Below are 15,325 nucleotides of genomic sequence, written 5' to 3'. Positions count from 1 at the left end.
TCAATCCCCCGCGGCGCGGCCCTTGAGGGCGATGATGCCCCTTGGCCGGAACTGGATGAAGATGATGATGAAAACGATCATGTAGGTCTGGGCGGCGAGCGTGTTGGACGGGTTCATCCATTCGATCCCCTTTTGCAGGAAACCGATCATTCCGGCCCCGGCCAGAGCGCCCCAGATGTTGCCGACACCGCCGACAACCACGGTCATGAAGCTTTGCACGATATAGTCGCTGCCCAGATCCGAAGTGACCTTGGCAAAGAGACCGATGGCGACGCCGGCGATCCCGGCAATGCCCGAACCCAGCCCAAAGGTCAGCATGTTCACCCGGCCGGGGTTGATGCCCATTGATCCTGCCATGCGCGGGTTCTGCGTCACCGCCCGCATTTCAAGACCGAGCCGGGTGCGTTTCGCGATATAGAGGAACAGCGCCAGAAAGATCAGCGCCAGCACGAAGATGGCGATGCGGATATAGCTGATCGACACCACATCGTTGAGCACCCATGCCCCATCCAGCCAGCCGGGTGCCGTCAGCGGGCGGGCCTGGGTGCCAAAGATGTTCTTGGCCAGCTGTTGCAGCGCGATCGAGATACCGAAGGTGGCAAGCAGGGTCTCGAGCGGGCGGGCATAGAGCCAGCGGATCACCAGCCGCTCCATCGCGACGCCGGCGGCAAAGGTGACGGCAAAGGCCATCGGGATCGCGACGATGATCGAGAGCGTGTGATCCGGGATGACCTGTTGCACCACATAGCCGGTATAGGCGCCCATCATGATGAACTCGCCATGGGCCATGTTGATCACTCCCATCACGCCAAAGGTGATGGCCAGACCGATGGCCGCAAGGAAGTAGATCGACGCCAGCGAGACCGCATCCAGCGCCAGGTCGAGCGTCTGGTTCATGCCGACCTTCAGGTCGATCCGGTCCAATGCCTGTTGGGCCGCCTCGGTGACAGCCCTTGACGGTTCGACATAGGCATCAAAGAACACATGCCCGGCCACTGCGGCGGCCATATCGGCCTGGGTGACCAGCGCGGGCACCGCGCCGGCCCGGGCCAGTGCGGCATAGGCCTGCGCGCGCGCGGCGTCGGTATCGAGTTGCGCGACCGGCACGTCGCCGACGCGCCCGCCAACGATATGTGCCGCCAGGGCATTTCGAATGTCATCCCGCGAAACGCGTGGCGGGGCGAGATCCCTTGCGACGAGCAGGTCATAGGCGTCGACAACGGACAGACCCTCTCGTCCCGGTTCGAGAACGGCGGCGATATTGGCCTCATCCGGCAGCGCGGGCGCCGCATGCCGGGTCGTGATAAGCAAAGGGTTCAGGGCGGCGCGCAGGTCGAGGCCAAGCCCGTCGGACATGTCGTCGATGGCCTCAATACGGGCGCGGGGGTCGGAGTCGTAGCCGATGGTCAGCAACCGCTCCAGCCGCTGCTTGCGGGCCTTGATCCCGGCGTCGGGTTCAGCGGCGATCGACGCGCGCAATGGGGGCAACAGGGCCGCCTCGGGCGCGCGCTGGATCGAATCGAGCGCCGACAGCCGCTTGGCCCGGTCGGGGTCGGACAGCTGGAACCGCACCAGCGCGGTACCGATCATCGCCCGTATGCCGCTATTGGGTTTCAGCTGCGCCAGTTCGGACGAGGCAAAGCTGCCGACGGTCACGCCGGTATCGAAATCGGTCAGGACATAAGTGCGCCCCTCACCCTTTCTACCGGCAAAGAAGAGACCGTCGGATTTGCGCATCCACATGTCCTTGGCGGCCCATGTCTCGAGCATCCGTTGGGCTTGCGGCAACCCGCTGGCGGCAATCGCGTCAATCGCCGGTCCGATCGTCTTGCGCGAGCTTTCGGCAATCGTCGCCCGATGTTCTTGCAGGATTGTCTGCAATGCGGCCTCTTGCGCCGAGGCCGTCAGGCAGGTGCCCACGAGTGCGAGGCTCGCGAGGAGAAGTCTAAACATGTGGTGAAACCCGGATGTCCTGAGGCAAGGCGGGCAGGGCGCCCGCCTTGCAATTGGGATCAGTAGTTCGACAGGGTCTGAACGCAGGTCTGGGTCTGGGTGTTGTACATGCCGCAGCCCAGATCCTTCCAATCCGATTTCAGGACGGCGGATTCCGGCAGATAGTCGGTCCAGGCGTCGCCCGGCACCACGTCGGTCTCGCTGATGATGTCGAACTGACCGTCGGCCTGGATTTCGCCGATCAGGACCGGCTTGGCCAGATGGTGGTTCGGCAGCATGACTGCGGTGCCGCCGGTCAGGTTCGGGAATTCCTGCCCGTACATGGCGGCCCGCACCGCGTCGACCTCGGTCGAACCCGCCTGTGTCGCGGCGTTCACCCACATGTTGAAACCGATGTAATGGGCCTCCATCGGGTCGTTGGTGACCCGATCCTCGCCCATCGTGGCCTTCCAGGTCTCGACGAACTCGGCATTGGCCTCGGTATCGGCCGACTGGAAATAGTTCCAGGCCGCAAGGTGGCCAACAAGGTTGGTGGTATCCAGACCCGACAGTTCTTCCTCGCCCACCGAGAAGGCCACGACGGGGATGTCATCCGCCGAAACACCGGCGGCTGCCAACTCCTTGTAGAACCCGATATTGGCATCGCCGTTGATGGTCGAGATCACACCCACCTTCTTGCCGTCCGCGCCCAGGGCGACCACATCGGCCACGATCTTGGACCAGTCGGAATGACCGAAAGGCGTGTAATTGACAAAGATATCCTCGTCGGCGATGCCCTTCTGCTTCAGATAGCTTTCGAGGATGTTGTTGGTGGTACGCGGATAGACATAGTCGGTGCCCAGCAGCGCGAATTTCTCGACTCCCAGTTCATCCAGGAAATAATCGGTGGCCGGGATCGCCTGCTGGTTCGGGGCGGCGCCGGTGTAGAACACGTTTTTCGACGATTCCTCGCCCTCGTACTGCACCGGGTAGAACAGCAGCCCGTTCAGCTCTTCGATCACCGGCAGAACCGATTTGCGGCTGACCGAGGTCCAGTTGCCAAAGATCACGTCGACCTCGTGCACGGTCAGCAATTCGCGCGCCTTTTCGGCGAACAGCGGCCAGTCCGAGGCCGGGTCGACCACGACCGCCTCAAGCTGCTTGCCCAGCAGCCCGCCCTTGGCGTTCTGCTGGTCGATCAGCATCAGCATCGTGTCCTTCAGCGTGGTCTCCGAAATCGCCATGGTGCCCGACAGCGAATGCAGCACGCCCACCTTGATCGTGTCTTCGGCCGCAAGCGTGGCGGTGGCCATGGCGGCAAATACGACCGAACCGGCAAGTGTGGATTTGAAAGATGTCATATGATCCTCCTGGCGGGGCCGGGAGAGAGGGCTTGCGTCACGGCGTGCTCTTCTACTACCTGATCCCCGCAACTGTTGTTGCGTTCCGTGTGGCGGTTGTGTCCGAGGTCCAATTCGCGCAGCCGTCACACACCCTTCGGAATGTCTCTCCGCTGTGGGCATTCATACGATTTCTGCATTGCAGCAATTTGCGCAACCGGCCTGTTCAGCATTTCCAGATTTCGGCTGTATCTGCCTGTTTTTTGATCTGTGGGCCGGACTGCTGCCTAAAAGATGATCAGGGGCGAGGGAATCTGGCCGGCTGGCCGCATGCTGGAATAGTGCTCTGACGCTGCAGCGGCGAAACAGGTGGTGCGAAACAGCCCGTTGAAGGTACCCCATTACCCAACTTGCTCCCATATCGCCCGACAAGGCACAGGCGGCCCCGCGCGCCAAGGGTGCGATTCGGCTGCGCACCAAGCCTTTGGGCGACAGGTCTGTTCTGGACCACCTGCATCAGGCGGGGTCGTTCAAATGCCTGTTTCCCCGCCCGGCGGGCCGGGGATTGGACGCGGTCCTGCTGAACACCGCGGGTGGCATTACCGGGGGGGACAGGTTCCGGTTCACCGGCGCGGCCGCCTCGGGTACGACGCTGACCCTGACCTCGCAGGCATGCGAACGCATCTACAAGGCGCAACCCGATAGCTGGGGGCAGGTCTCTACAAGCCTGACGATCGAACCCGGCGCAAGACTGAACTGGCTGCCGCAAGAGACCATCCTGTTCAACCGCAGCGCGCTGGATCGTCGTCTGCGCATCGACATGGCGCCGGATGCAACCCTGCTGATGGTCGAGCCGCTGGTCTTTGGCCGTGCCGCGATGGGAGAGACCCTGACCGATATCCGCCTGCGCGACCGGGTCGAGATCCGGCGCGGCGCGGCGCCGGTCTTTCTGGATGCGATGCGGTTCTCTGGCGATCTGCACGCCCATCTCGCCAGGCCGCATATCGCCAATGGCGCCGGGGCAATGGCGCTGGTCGTTCTTGCCGCGCCAACCGCCGAGGCGCGGTTGACCCCGGTCCGCGCGCTGCTGCCCGACACAGCCGGTGCCAGTTTGATCAAGCCGGACCTGCTGGTGATCCGGATGCTCGCTGAAAACAGCTTTACCCTCAGGCGCGATCTGCTGCCGGTTCTGCGCCTGCTCAATGACGACACCTTACCCCGATGCTGGATGCTCTGACATGAACCTGACACCGCGTGAGAAAGACAAGCTATTGGTCGCCATGGCCGCCGAGGTTGCCCGCAGGCGGCTGGCGCGGGGCGTCAAGCTGAATCACCCCGAGGCGATTGCCCTGATCACCGAGGCGGTTGTCGAGGGCGCCCGCGACGGCCGTTCGGTCGCCGAGATGATGCAGGCCGGGGCCGAGGTCGTCACCCGCGATCAATGCATGCAAGGCGTGCCCGAGATGATCCACGACGTTCAGGTCGAGGCCACCTTTCCGGATGGAACCAAGCTGGTCACCGTCCACAACCCAATCCGCTGATCTGACAAGGAGTTTCCAATGACCCGCATGCTGTTTGCCGCGCTCGTGTTCGCAAGCCCCGCCATGGCCCATACCGATACCCATATACACGCTCATGGAACCGATCATGCGAGCCTGGGCGTGGGGCTGGCGTTGATCGCCCTTATCGTCATTGCCCTGTTGTCGCGGTTGCCCAGATGATCCCGGGAGAGCTGTTCCCGGCAGAGGGGCTGATCCTTTTGAACGCGGATGCCATGGCGACCACACTGATGGTGTCGAACACCGGTGACCGCCCGGTTCAGGTCGGGTCACACTATCATTTCGCCGAGGCCAATCCCGCCTTGCAGTTCGACCGCGCAGCCGCGCGCGGGATGCGGCTGGACATCGCACCGGGCACCGCCGTGCGCTTTGAGCCGGGGCAGAGCCGTGAGGTCTCGCTGATCCCGATCGGCGGGGCACGCAAGATCTACGGGTTCAACCAACAGGTCATGGGGCCTCTCTGATGCCGGCACAGATAAAGCGCAGCGATTATGCCGCCATGTTCGGCCCGACCACGGGCGACAAGCTGCGGCTGGCCGATACCGATCTGATCATCGAGGTAGAGCGGGACCTGACTGTTCACGGAGAAGAGGTCAAGTTCGGCGGTGGCAAGGTCATCCGCGACGGCATGGGGCAGTCGCAGGCCACCCGTGCGGCGGGGGCGGTGGACACGGTGATCACCAACGCGCTGATCGTCGATTACGCGGGCATCACCAAGGCCGATATCGGCCTCAAAGACGGGCGCATTCACAAGATTGGCAAGGCCGGGAACCCGGATACCCAGCCCGGCGTTGACATCATCATCGGACCGGGCACCGAGATCATCGCCGGCGAAGGGCGGATCCTGACCGCTGGCGGGTTCGACAGTCATATCCACTTCATCTGCCCGCAACAGATCGAGGACGCGCTGCATTCGGGCCTGACCACCATGCTGGGCGGCGGCACCGGGCCGGCCCATGGCACGCTGGCCACCACGTGCACGCCCGGCCCCTGGCATATCGGGCGGATGTTGCAGGCCGCCGATGCCTTTCCGATGAACCTTGCCTTTGCGGGCAAGGGCAATGCCGCGCTGCCCGCCGCGCTGGAGGAACAGGTGCTGGCCGGGGCCTGCGCCCTGAAATTGCACGAAGACTGGGGTACGACACCCGCGACGATCGACTGTTGCCTGTCGGTGGCGGACGCGATGGACGTGCAGGTGATGATCCACACCGATACGCTTAACGAGAGCGGTTTCGTGGAACAGACGGTCAAGGCCATGAAGGGCCGGACGATCCATGCCTTTCACACCGAGGGTGCAGGCGGCGGCCATGCCCCCGACATCATTCGGATTTGTGGCGAGGACCATGTTCTGCCCTCCTCGACCAACCCCACGCGCCCCTTTACCGTGAACACGGTCGAGGAACATCTCGACATGCTGATGGTGTGCCACCACCTGGACAAGTCGATCCCCGAGGACGTGGCCTTCGCCGAAAGCCGCATCCGGCGCGAGACCATCGCGGCCGAGGATATTCTGCACGACATGGGCGCGTTTTCCATCATCGCCAGCGACAGTCAGGCGATGGGCCGGGTGGGTGAGGTGCTGATCCGCACCTGGCAGACCGCCGACAAGATGAAGAAACAGCGCGGCAGGCTGGCAGAGGAAAGCGGCGACAACGACAATTTCCGGGTTCGCCGTTACATCGCGAAATACACGATCAACCCGGCTATCGCCCACGGCATCGCGCATGAGATCGGCAGTATCGAGGAAGGCAAACGCGCCGATCTCGTCCTGTGGGATCCGGCTTTTTTCGGGGTGAAACCGGAAATGGTGCTGCTGGGCGGCACCATCGTCTGCGCCCAGATGGGTGACCCCAACGCCTCGATCCCGACGCCGCAGCCGGTCTATTCCCGGCCGATGTGGGGCGCTTATGGCCGCTCGGTCGAGCACTCGGCCGTGATCTTCGTCTCCGATGCCGCGCAGGTCGATGGCGTACGCGCAAGGCTGGGGCTGGCGAAACAGACGGTTGCCGTGCGCAACACCCGCGCGATCGGCAAGCGTGACCTGCTGCTGAACAACGCGACCCCCCGGATCGAGGTCGATCCGGAAACCTACGAGGTTCGCGCCGATGGCGTGTTGCTGACCTGCCAACCTGCCGAGGTGCTGCCGATGGCGCAGCGCTATTTCCTGTTCTGAGCCCGCAAGGAGACCCCCGATGAGCACCGCGATAAAGACCGCCCGCATCTACCGCGATCACCCTCATGCGCCTGCTTGCGCCCAGGTTTCGCTGGACTATGACGGCCGCTTTCTGCGCCGCAAGATGCTGGCCACGGATGCGGGAGAGACCTTTCTGGTCGATCTGGCGCAGACCCGCTCGCTCGACCATGGTGGCGTGCTGGTGCTGGAGGACGGGCGCGAGGTCGAGATCGTCGCGGCCCCCGAAGAACTGCTCGAGGTTGGCGGCGACAACCTGTTGCAACTGGCCTGGCATATCGGGAACCGGCATACGCCCTGCCAGATCGAGCCGACCCGCCTGCTGATCCAGCGCGATCATGTCCTGCGCGACATGTTGTTGAAGCTGGGGGCCGAGCTGCGCGAGGTTGTCGAACCCTTTACCCCGGAAGGCGGGGCCTATGGCCACGGCAGGACCCATGGCCACGCCCACTGACACCGCTGTTCTGACGCTGACCCAATGGTTGTCCCCGGCCTACCCGGTGGGGGGGTTCGCCTATTCCCACGGGCTGGAGGCAGCGATCGACGCGGGTGCGGTCACAACCGTGCAAGACACCGGCGCCTGGATCGCGGATGTGCTGGAACACGGGGCGGGCTGGAACGATGCGCTGTTTCTTGTCGCGGCCCATCGGGCGGGGGATGCAGGCGCACTGGCGGGTATCGACGCCACCGCGCGGGCCTTTTGCGCCTCGTCCGAACGGGTAATGGAAACCCACCTTCTGGGGCAGGCCTTTGGGTCCGTGACCGGCGATGTCTGGGACTTCGAGTTGGGCGGACTTGCTTATCCGGTCGCGGTGGGACACGCGGCGCGCTTGCAGGATCTGCCGCTCTTGCTGACGACGCAGGTTTTCCTTCAGGCTTTCATGAGCAATCTGGTCGCCTGCGCCACCCGCCTTGTGCCCCTGGGCCAGACAGAGGCGCAGCGGTTGATCCGTGAGCTGACACCACTCTGCGCGCAGCTTGCGGAACAGGCGCTTGCGGCTGGGCTGGACGATCTGAGTTCGACCGCGTTCCTGGCCGATATCGCGTCGATGAAACACGAAACCCAGTATTCAAGGATTTTTCGAACATGAGCAGCATGAACGGCCCCCTGCGCGTGGGCATCGGCGGACCTGTCGGTGCCGGAAAGACCACCCTCACCGCCGCCTTGGCCGAGGCCCTGCGCGATGTCTGTTCCGTCGGTGTCATCACCAATGACATCTATACGCAAGAGGATGCCGAGGCCCTGATGCGGATGCAGATCCTGCCACAGGACAGGATCATCGGGGTTGAGACCGGCGGCTGCCCGCATACCGCGATCCGCGAGGATGCCTCGATCAACCTGGCCGCCGTGGCCGAGCTTTGCGCACGCCATCCCGACCTGGATATCGTCCTTATCGAAAGTGGTGGCGACAATCTGTCGGCCACTTTCAGCCCGGAACTGGCGGATGTGACGCTCTACGTGATCGACGTCGCGGCCGGCGAGGAGATCCCCCGCAAGGGCGGGCCGGCGATCACGAAATCCGATATCCTGATCATCAACAAGACCGATCTGGCCCCGCATGTGGGCGCGTCGCTGGAGGTGATGGAGCGGGATGCGCGTAGGATGCGAAAGGACAGACCCTTTGTATTTACCGCCCTGCGTCATCGCACTGGCGTCGATCAGGTTGTCGATCTGCTGGCACATCTCGGAGGGCTGGCGATTGCCGGGGCAAGCGAAAGCGCCGTAGCTGGAGAAGGCGAGGAGGGGGCATCGACCGTAGCGGTGTGATTAGGGTGCAAATAGCCCGTCATACTTTTCTCGCAGAGCGTTTTTCTGAACCTTTCCCATCGTGTTGCGGGGCAGTTCGTCAAGTATCACAATCTTGCGCGGATGTTTGAACCGTGCCAGTGAGTGCCGAACCACATCCATGATCGCCTCGGTATCGGGTGTGGTTCCGGGTTCGGGAACGACCACGCCCACAACGGTTTCGCCAAAATCGGGGTGCGGCACACCGATCACCGCGCTTTCCAGAACGCCCGGCTGTTCGTCAAGGACCAGTTCGATTTCCTTGGGGTAGATGTTATAACCGCCCGAGATGATGAGGTCCTTGTTGCGCCCTACAATATGCACGTAGCCTTCTGTGTCGATCCTGCCCAGATCCCCAGTGATGAAGAACCCGTTCTGGCGCAGCTCTGCCGCTGTCTTGTCGGGCATCTGCCAATAGCCCTTGAACACGTTCGGGCCGCGGACCTCGATCTGTCCCACCTCGCCTGTAGGCAGGCTGTCGCCGCTTTCCGGATCGGTGATCTTGAGTTCGACACCCGGCAGGGGAAAGCCAACCGTTCCCGCGCGACGTTCCCCGTCATAGGGGTTCGAGGTGTTCATGTTGGTTTCGGTCATCCCGTAACGTTCGAGGATGCGGTGACCGGTCAGTTTTTCGAACTGTATATGAGTTTCTGCCAGCAGCGGGGCAGAGCCCGACACGAAAAGGCGCATATGGGCGGCGAGTTCGCGGGTAAATCGATCATCGCCCAGGAGGCGGGTATAGAAGGTGGGCACGCCCATCATCGTCGTCGCATCGGGCAAGCGTTCGATGATCTGGTCGAGATCGAATTTCGGAAGAAAGAACATGCTGCCGCCTGCGGCAAGGGTCACATTCGTTGCCACAAACAGACCGTGTGTGTGAAAGATGGGCAGCGCATGCAGCAGTACATCATCCGCCGTAAATTGCCATTCCCCGACCAGGGTCCGAGCGTTGGACAACAGGTTGTTCTGCGTCAGCATGGCCCCTTTTGACCGTCCCGTCGTTCCGGAGGTGTAGAGAAAGGCAGCCAAGTCGTCACCACCCCGGTCAACGGTGGCAAAAACATCCGGTAAGTCGCGCGCGAGATCTTTTAGCGTGCCACTGCCGTCTGCGTTCAGAGTCTCGCATTTAGCCCCCAGCTTGGTTGCAAGGTCGCCAAGCGGTACCGCGATACCGCCATCGCAGACGATGAGGGAAGCACCGCTGTTTTCAATGAAGTAGCTCAGCTCATCCACGGTATAGGCGGTGTTCAGCGGAAGAAACACAAGACCGGCCTGTGCGCAGGCGGCGTAAATCGCCAGAGCTTCTGGCGATTTCTCGACCTGTACGGCAACACGGTCGCCGGGCTGAAGTCCAAGCCTGGCCATAGCGTTGGCGAACCGCGCGGCCATGGTCAGAAATTCGTGATAGGTGATCACCTGCCCGTCCTGAAGATGCAGAAACGGCAGGGTCTTCCCAGCATGAGCACCGAACAGACCGTCATAGAGAGGATTGGCCATGTGTTACCTTTCTTCGGTCATGGAAAGTACCGCGGACTCTGCCAGTGACTGGACATCGGGGGTGGCAGCGATTTGACGCGTTGCTGCGAATTTCTCGTGGTTCTGGGCGACACGTTTGAGATCATAAAGATAGTTGACCATGGCGCCGCCTGATTGCGCGCGGCCCTTGTCCGACGTATCGGCATCAGCATGTACCGCATGAACAATTGCACCGTTACCCAGATGAAACCGCGCAACCGGATCGAACGGCAGGTTCCCGCGCGATTTTGCATTCAGCAAGTAATGCGCGGCCAGTTTTCGCATCATCTCGGGGTTGCCAGCATCCCAGCTCGTACCCTCCTGCGTCAGCCAATGGGAAAGGCCGGGAATGGGCGACAGGGTGACGAAGGTTTTCAGCCCGGACAGCTCGGTCGCAAGGTCCGAGGCGACCTGCTTGATAAGCGAATTGCCAAAAGAGATGCTGGCCAACCCCGCCTGGCAGTTCGAGATAGAGTAGAACACTGCCGTATCCGCGGCCTGGGCTGGCAATGTGGCGCGGTCCTCGGCCAGCAATCCCTGGATCGACCCCGGTATGCCTTTGGTCAACGCGACCTCGACGAAAATCAACGGTTCGTCGGGCATCGCAGGATGAAAGAACGCAAAGCATCGGCGGTCGGCCGGTTCAAGCCTGCGGCGCAGATCGTCCCAGCTGTCGATGGCATGCACTGCCTCATAGACGATGATCTTTTCCAGGATATGTGCCGGGCTTTCCCAACTGATGGGCCGCAGGACAAGAAAGCCGCGATTGAACCACGAGGCGAACAGGTGGCGGAAATCCAGGTCCAGCGCCTGCAATTCCGGCTCGTCACCTCCCAGCCGCAGCAGGTCTGCCCGCATCTTGACCAAGGCACCGGTTGCGCCGGGCACACTGTTCAGTCGACGCACCAACTCCTGTCGTGCCGGTTCGGCGGCTTCGGCAAAGGCGCGATAGGTTGCTTTGGACGGGGTCTGCTCATATGCATCCAGAGTTTCGCGCAAGGTTGCTGGATTGATGTTCATCGAGGTGGCGACATCGCGAAAGAAGGCCAGTTTCGCGGTATCATCCAGATCGGCAAAGCGCGACAGGATTTCTTCGGCCAGCGCCAGTCCCGAGGTCTCGCCCGTGGAGCCGACCAGGGCCGAGGCCATTTCGATCAGCGGGCGCCCATCCTTATGCGTTCCCGGCGTTTGCCGGCGATAACGCCGCTCGAACACCGTCGAGAGGAGATCGGCAAGCAAAGTCATACAGCGGTTCCCATGACAGCATTGGGGAGCCATGTCGCGAGGCCTGGGAAAAGACACAGCAGGATAATCGCGACCACCATGCAGGCCACAAAGGGCAGAGACCCGGTAAGGATGGTTTTGAGCGAGATATCTGGTGCGATACCGTTGATCACATAGAGATTCAGGCCCACCGGCGGCGAAATCAGGCCGATCTCCATATTGATTGTCAGAACTACGGCGAACCAGATCGGATCAAATCCAGCGGTCGTGATGATCGGCAACAGGATCGGTGCCGCCATCAGGATCACGGCCACTGGCGGCAGAAAGAAGCCTGCAATCAGCAGGAACACATTGACCGCGCCCATCAGCACCCAGCGATTGACGTCCAGCGTGCCGATCCACTCCGCAATCGACTGGGTGATGAACAGCGAGGACAGCATGTAGGAAAACACCCCGGCCGCCGCGATGATGAACAGGATCATCACGCTTTCCTTGGTGCTGTCACGCAGCACGATCCAGAGCGCTCTTGGATGCCAGAGCTTGTAGATGATCATCGCGATCAGCAGGCAGAGCAGAGCCCCCACAGCCGCAGTCTCGGAAGGCGTCGCGATGCCGCCATACATGGCATAGAGCACCCCCAGGATGATGCCCAGAAAGGGCAGCACCCGCGGCAGTATCTCGAACCGTTCGGCCCATGTATAGCTGCCTGATCCCAACCGGGCCGTATCGCCGGAGCGCCAGGTCGAGTAGAGCGACCAGGCCATGAAAAGCCCAACCAACATCAGCCCCGGGATCACACCGGCCAGAAACAGGCGGCCGATCGAGGTTTCGGTGGCGATACCGTAGACGATCATGGTGACCGAAGGCGGGATCAGGATACCCAGGGTGCCCCCTGCTGCAATCGAGCCCGCGGCAACTCCGTCGGGGTAGCCGCGCTTGCGCATCTCGGGGATACCCATCTTGCCTATGGCCGCGCAGGTCGCAGGACTCGACCCCGACATCGCGGCAAACAGCGCACAGGCCCCGAGATTGGAAATGACAAGCCCGCCCGGAATGCGAGTCAGCCAGCGATCGAGCGCCTCGTAAAGGTCCGCCCCGGCCCGGGTGGAGGCAATCGATGCCCCCATGATGATGAACATCGGGATCGACAGCAGCGCGAAATTGTCGAGCTTGCCAAACAGGATCTCCGGCATCAATTCAAGCGATCGTGGCCCATCGAAGATGATCAGGAACCCGGCGGACACGATCAGCAGGCCGATCGCCACCGAGACACCGGAGAAGAGAACCAGGATTGTCGCAATCGCTACAATCCCTCCAAGCAGCAGCGGATCCATCAGATGTCCTCCAGGCCAAATGGCTTGTCGACGCCGGTCAGCACGGCGATCAGGTCTGCGATGAGTTGCAGCAGAAGCAGTCCAAAACCAACGGGGATGGCGAGATAGGGAATCCAAAGGCGCACACCCCAGACAGTGTCTGAGCGCCAGCCACGTTCCCAGGCAAAGTGCCAGTATTCGTAGCCGTAGACCAACATGACGCCGACGATCACGATTGACAGGGCCGAGGTCAGGATCGCCATAAGGAACCTGGGTCGCGGCGCGAGCGAGAGCGGGATCAGGTCGACATTCACATGTCCGCGCAGCCGTTGGACATAGGGCAAGCCTACCAACGTCGCGGCGATGACCAGATAGATGACCGCCTCGGTCTGCCACACCGTTGATCCGTTCAGCACAAAGCGCACCACGATCATCTGGCAGGTAATCGCAACGGCGGCGACGATCATCCCGGCGGAACACCATCCTGCAAAGGTCGACACCGCAGCCACGATTTTCAGGAACGGGTTCTTCCCGGTATGCGCAACTGCTGCAGAGCTATGCCCTCCGGCCATGATCGCCTCCCTTGGTTTGATTTGTTACCGAGTCCGGGGCAGCTCAGTAGCTGCCCCGGCGCGCGTCAATCGACGGCCAGCGCCATGTCCAGCAGTTGCTGGCCGTCGGCAACTTCTTCGACGAAGGCCTTGTAGGAGGTTTCCATCGCCAGCTTGCGCCACGCTTCGAAATCCTCGGCGCTCATCTGCGCGATTTCGACACCAGCGTCGGCAAATACTTTGGTCGAGGCGGCGTCCTGCTTCTTAGCCTCTTCCAGATAGTAGGCTTCGGCCTTCGCCGAAGCGGCTAGAAGCGCGGCCTGCTGATCCCCGTTGAGACCCTCGAAGGTACTCTTGTTCATCAAGAGCGGCTGGTACATGAACCACAGCGCAACATCGCCTGCCGGGGTGTAGCAGCTGACCTGCTCGTAGATGCGGTAGCTGACAAACGAGGAGGACGAGGTGTTGGCCGCCTGCAAAACTCCGGTCTGCATGGCGTTATAGATTTCCGAGGACGCCATCGATGCGATCGAGGCGCCGGCACCGGCCAGCATCTGCTCGAACGACTTGCCGGCGGCGCGTGTTTGCAGTCCGGCCACATCTTCTGGCTTGGTGATGCACTTGTCCTTGCCGGCAAAGCCGCCGGCAAGATACCCATGCACCAGAACCATCACGTCATCCTCGGCCATCTTGGCCTCAAGCGCCTCCATGAAGGCTGAGTTGGAGAGGCGCGCTGCGTGGTCGTGGTTCTTAACCAGACCGGGCATCAGGGTCAGGTTATAGGCCGGTTGCTGGCCCCCAGCATAACTGAGCGGCAATACGGTCATGTCGAGCTGTCCGCGGCTCAGCGGTTTGTATTGTTCTCGTGGTTTGAAGAGCGACTTTGAGCCGAAGATCTTGATTTCCAGGCCGACGCCGGCGGCGGCGACTTCGTCGGCGACAATCTGGGCAACCTGGTGGCGGATATCCTTGTTCGACCATTGGTGCGAAAGTCGCAATTCGGTGGCGTTTGCAGCGATGCCAACTGACGTGAGCGCCAAGGCGGCTACGGCGGATTTCAGAATGGTTTTCATGTGGTCCTCCCTGCGAGTTCCGGTATTGGACATACCGGGAATGTCCTCAGGGTACCCATCTCGTGTTTTTCAAGTCAAATGTTTTGTATACAATAACTCAGATATTGAATTTCATAACTTCCTTTGCTAATGCAAAACAATGGACAAACGCCGCGCAGACATCATTGCCGAAGAGATCGAAGAGCGAATTTTCGACGGTCGGTATCAGAACGGAGACCGGCTGGACGAAGTCAGGTTGGCTGAGCAATTTGGCGTCTCCAGAACTCCATTCAGAGAGGCATTACAAAGGCTTGCACGTTCCGGTCTGGTCGAGCTAGTGCCCCGGCGCGGCGCTTTTGTGCGTCAGCCTGGTCCGGTCGAACTGATGGAGATGTTCGAGGTTATGGCAGAGTTCGAGGCAGTTTGCGGCAGGCTTGCCGCGAAACGCATATCAGACGAGGCGCTGGCCGACCTACATGACGCCAATGACAAATGTCAGATAGCCGTCGAGGCGCTGGACCCTGATTCCTATTACGTCGAGAACGAGCGTTTTCACAAGATCATCTATCGCGAGTCGGGTAACGGTTTCCTTGCCACCGAAACCCGGAACCTGCATCGGCGCCTGCAACCGTTCCGGCGCCAGCAACTGCGGCTGCGGGGTCGTATGGCACAGTCGATGGAAGAACACAGGGCAATCCTGGATGCACTTGAGAAGGGCGATTCCGAGGCGGCGGCCAACGCGCTGCGCGGGCATGTCGCAATTCAAGGTGAAAAGTTCTATAATCTGCTGGCATCCCTGAAGAACGCGGCGGAATAGGTCCCTGAGTCAACGGCGTTGTTTCAGAACTCTCGCGATGAGGGA

General features: G+C 61.5%; 16 protein-coding genes. 9 read left to right on the top strand and 7 right to left on the bottom strand.

The window, feature by feature from the left end:
- Entirely contained in the window at positions 1-1,953 is a 1,953-nt protein-coding gene (gene urtB / locus AC2FNY_RS08580; RefSeq protein WP_496802184.1) for an urea ABC transporter permease subunit UrtB, read from the bottom strand.
- A 59-nt stretch (positions 1,954-2,012) separates the two neighbouring features.
- Entirely contained in the window at positions 2,013-3,293 is a 1,281-nt protein-coding gene (urtA, locus tag AC2FNY_RS08575; RefSeq protein ID WP_234137654.1) for an urea ABC transporter substrate-binding protein, read from the bottom strand.
- Positions 3,294-3,672: 379 nt separating this feature from the next.
- Between urtA and AC2FNY_RS08570 the strand changes: the two genes are divergently transcribed.
- The 8 genes from AC2FNY_RS08570 to ureG are packed head-to-tail and all read left to right on the top strand — an operon-like array spanning position 3,673 to position 8,790.
- The gene (locus AC2FNY_RS08570; RefSeq protein ID WP_496802245.1) at positions 3,673-4,509 is read left to right on the top strand and encodes an urease accessory protein UreD; all 837 of its coding nucleotides are present in this window, start codon (positions 3,673-3,675) and stop codon (positions 4,507-4,509) included.
- A gap of 1 nt (position 4,510) precedes the next feature.
- Positions 4,511-4,813: an urease subunit gamma gene (locus AC2FNY_RS08565; protein WP_234137656.1), complete on the top strand. Its 303-nt coding sequence runs from the start codon at positions 4,511-4,513 to the stop codon at positions 4,811-4,813.
- Between the two features lie 18 nt (positions 4,814-4,831).
- Positions 4,832-4,993 (top strand): hypothetical protein, encoded by a 162-nt coding sequence (locus tag AC2FNY_RS08560; RefSeq protein ID WP_234217032.1) that lies wholly within the window; start codon positions 4,832-4,834, stop codon positions 4,991-4,993.
- The gene (locus AC2FNY_RS08555; RefSeq protein ID WP_234137658.1) at positions 4,990-5,295 is read left to right on the top strand and encodes an urease subunit beta; all 306 of its coding nucleotides are present in this window, start codon (positions 4,990-4,992) and stop codon (positions 5,293-5,295) included. Before AC2FNY_RS08560 ends, AC2FNY_RS08555 begins: the two co-directional genes overlap by 4 nt.
- Positions 5,295-7,004: an urease subunit alpha gene (ureC, locus tag AC2FNY_RS08550; protein ID WP_496802183.1), complete on the top strand. Its 1,710-nt coding sequence runs from the start codon at positions 5,295-5,297 to the stop codon at positions 7,002-7,004. Before AC2FNY_RS08555 ends, ureC begins: the two co-directional genes overlap by 1 nt.
- A gap of 19 nt (positions 7,005-7,023) precedes the next feature.
- A complete protein-coding gene (gene ureE, locus AC2FNY_RS08545; RefSeq protein ID WP_234143322.1) occupies positions 7,024-7,476 on the top strand; it encodes an urease accessory protein UreE in 453 nt (150 codons plus the stop codon).
- Entirely contained in the window at positions 7,460-8,113 is a 654-nt protein-coding gene (locus AC2FNY_RS08540) for an urease accessory protein UreF (protein ID WP_496802182.1), read from the top strand. Before ureE ends, AC2FNY_RS08540 begins: the two co-directional genes overlap by 17 nt.
- Positions 8,110-8,790 (top strand): urease accessory protein UreG, encoded by a 681-nt coding sequence (gene ureG / locus AC2FNY_RS08535; RefSeq protein WP_496802181.1) that lies wholly within the window; start codon positions 8,110-8,112, stop codon positions 8,788-8,790. The genes AC2FNY_RS08540 and ureG overlap by 4 nt, the downstream gene beginning before the upstream one ends.
- On the opposite strand, the gene AC2FNY_RS08530 is transcribed toward ureG, so the two are convergent.
- The 5 genes from AC2FNY_RS08530 to dctP form a co-directional block, all read right to left on the bottom strand.
- The gene (locus AC2FNY_RS08530) at positions 8,791-10,305 is read right to left on the bottom strand and encodes a malonate--CoA ligase (protein ID WP_496802180.1); all 1,515 of its coding nucleotides are present in this window, start codon (positions 10,303-10,305) and stop codon (positions 8,791-8,793) included.
- A gap of 3 nt (positions 10,306-10,308) precedes the next feature.
- Positions 10,309-11,568: a malonyl-CoA decarboxylase gene (locus AC2FNY_RS08525; protein ID WP_234167038.1), complete on the bottom strand. Its 1,260-nt coding sequence runs from the start codon at positions 11,566-11,568 to the stop codon at positions 10,309-10,311.
- Positions 11,565-12,881, bottom strand: a complete 1,317-nt coding sequence (locus AC2FNY_RS08520; RefSeq protein ID WP_234167037.1) for a TRAP transporter large permease — start codon at positions 12,879-12,881, stop codon at positions 11,565-11,567. The genes AC2FNY_RS08525 and AC2FNY_RS08520 overlap by 4 nt, the downstream gene beginning before the upstream one ends.
- Positions 12,881-13,432, bottom strand: a complete 552-nt coding sequence (locus AC2FNY_RS08515) for a TRAP transporter small permease (protein WP_234167036.1) — start codon at positions 13,430-13,432, stop codon at positions 12,881-12,883. Before AC2FNY_RS08515 ends, AC2FNY_RS08520 begins: the two co-directional genes overlap by 1 nt.
- A 65-nt stretch (positions 13,433-13,497) precedes the next feature.
- Entirely contained in the window at positions 13,498-14,484 is a 987-nt protein-coding gene (gene dctP, locus AC2FNY_RS08510; protein ID WP_234167035.1) for a TRAP transporter substrate-binding protein DctP, read from the bottom strand.
- A gap of 139 nt (positions 14,485-14,623) precedes the next feature.
- Between dctP and AC2FNY_RS08505 the strand changes: the two genes are divergently transcribed.
- Positions 14,624-15,280 (top strand): GntR family transcriptional regulator, encoded by a 657-nt coding sequence (locus AC2FNY_RS08505; RefSeq protein ID WP_496802179.1) that lies wholly within the window; start codon positions 14,624-14,626, stop codon positions 15,278-15,280.
- Positions 15,281-15,325: the final 45 nt, after the last annotated feature.

It is taken from the genome of Ruegeria sp. BHSC223 (assembly GCF_059613025.1).
This window is presented reverse-complemented; position numbering and strand designations above follow the sequence as displayed.

Bases quoted from the DNA above. Each gene is read 5' to 3' on its own strand.
- urtB (WP_496802184.1), bottom strand. From the start codon at position 1,953: ATGTTTAGACTTCTCCTCGCGAGCCTCGCACTCGTGGGCACCTGCCTG.
- urtA (WP_234137654.1), bottom strand. From the start codon at position 3,293: ATGACATCTTTCAAATCCACACTTGCCGGTTCGGTCGTATTTGCCGCC.
- AC2FNY_RS08565 (WP_234137656.1), top strand. From the start codon at position 4,511: ATGAACCTGACACCGCGTGAGAAAGACAAGCTATTGGTCGCCATGGCC.
- AC2FNY_RS08560 (WP_234217032.1), top strand. From the start codon at position 4,832: ATGACCCGCATGCTGTTTGCCGCGCTCGTGTTCGCAAGCCCCGCCATG.
- AC2FNY_RS08555 (WP_234137658.1), top strand. From the start codon at position 4,990: ATGATCCCGGGAGAGCTGTTCCCGGCAGAGGGGCTGATCCTTTTGAAC.
- ureC (WP_496802183.1), top strand. From the start codon at position 5,295: ATGCCGGCACAGATAAAGCGCAGCGATTATGCCGCCATGTTCGGCCCG.
- ureE (WP_234143322.1), top strand. From the start codon at position 7,024: ATGAGCACCGCGATAAAGACCGCCCGCATCTACCGCGATCACCCTCAT.
- AC2FNY_RS08540 (WP_496802182.1), top strand. From the start codon at position 7,460: ATGGCCACGCCCACTGACACCGCTGTTCTGACGCTGACCCAATGGTTG.
- ureG (WP_496802181.1), top strand. From the start codon at position 8,110: ATGAGCAGCATGAACGGCCCCCTGCGCGTGGGCATCGGCGGACCTGTC.
- AC2FNY_RS08530 (WP_496802180.1), bottom strand. From the start codon at position 10,305: ATGGCCAATCCTCTCTATGACGGTCTGTTCGGTGCTCATGCTGGGAAG.
- AC2FNY_RS08525 (WP_234167038.1), bottom strand. From the start codon at position 11,568: ATGACTTTGCTTGCCGATCTCCTCTCGACGGTGTTCGAGCGGCGTTAT.
- AC2FNY_RS08520 (WP_234167037.1), bottom strand. From the start codon at position 12,881: ATGGATCCGCTGCTGCTTGGAGGGATTGTAGCGATTGCGACAATCCTG.
- AC2FNY_RS08515 (WP_234167036.1), bottom strand. From the start codon at position 13,432: ATGGCCGGAGGGCATAGCTCTGCAGCAGTTGCGCATACCGGGAAGAAC.
- dctP (WP_234167035.1), bottom strand. From the start codon at position 14,484: ATGAAAACCATTCTGAAATCCGCCGTAGCCGCCTTGGCGCTCACGTCA.
- AC2FNY_RS08505 (WP_496802179.1), top strand. From the start codon at position 14,624: ATGGACAAACGCCGCGCAGACATCATTGCCGAAGAGATCGAAGAGCGA.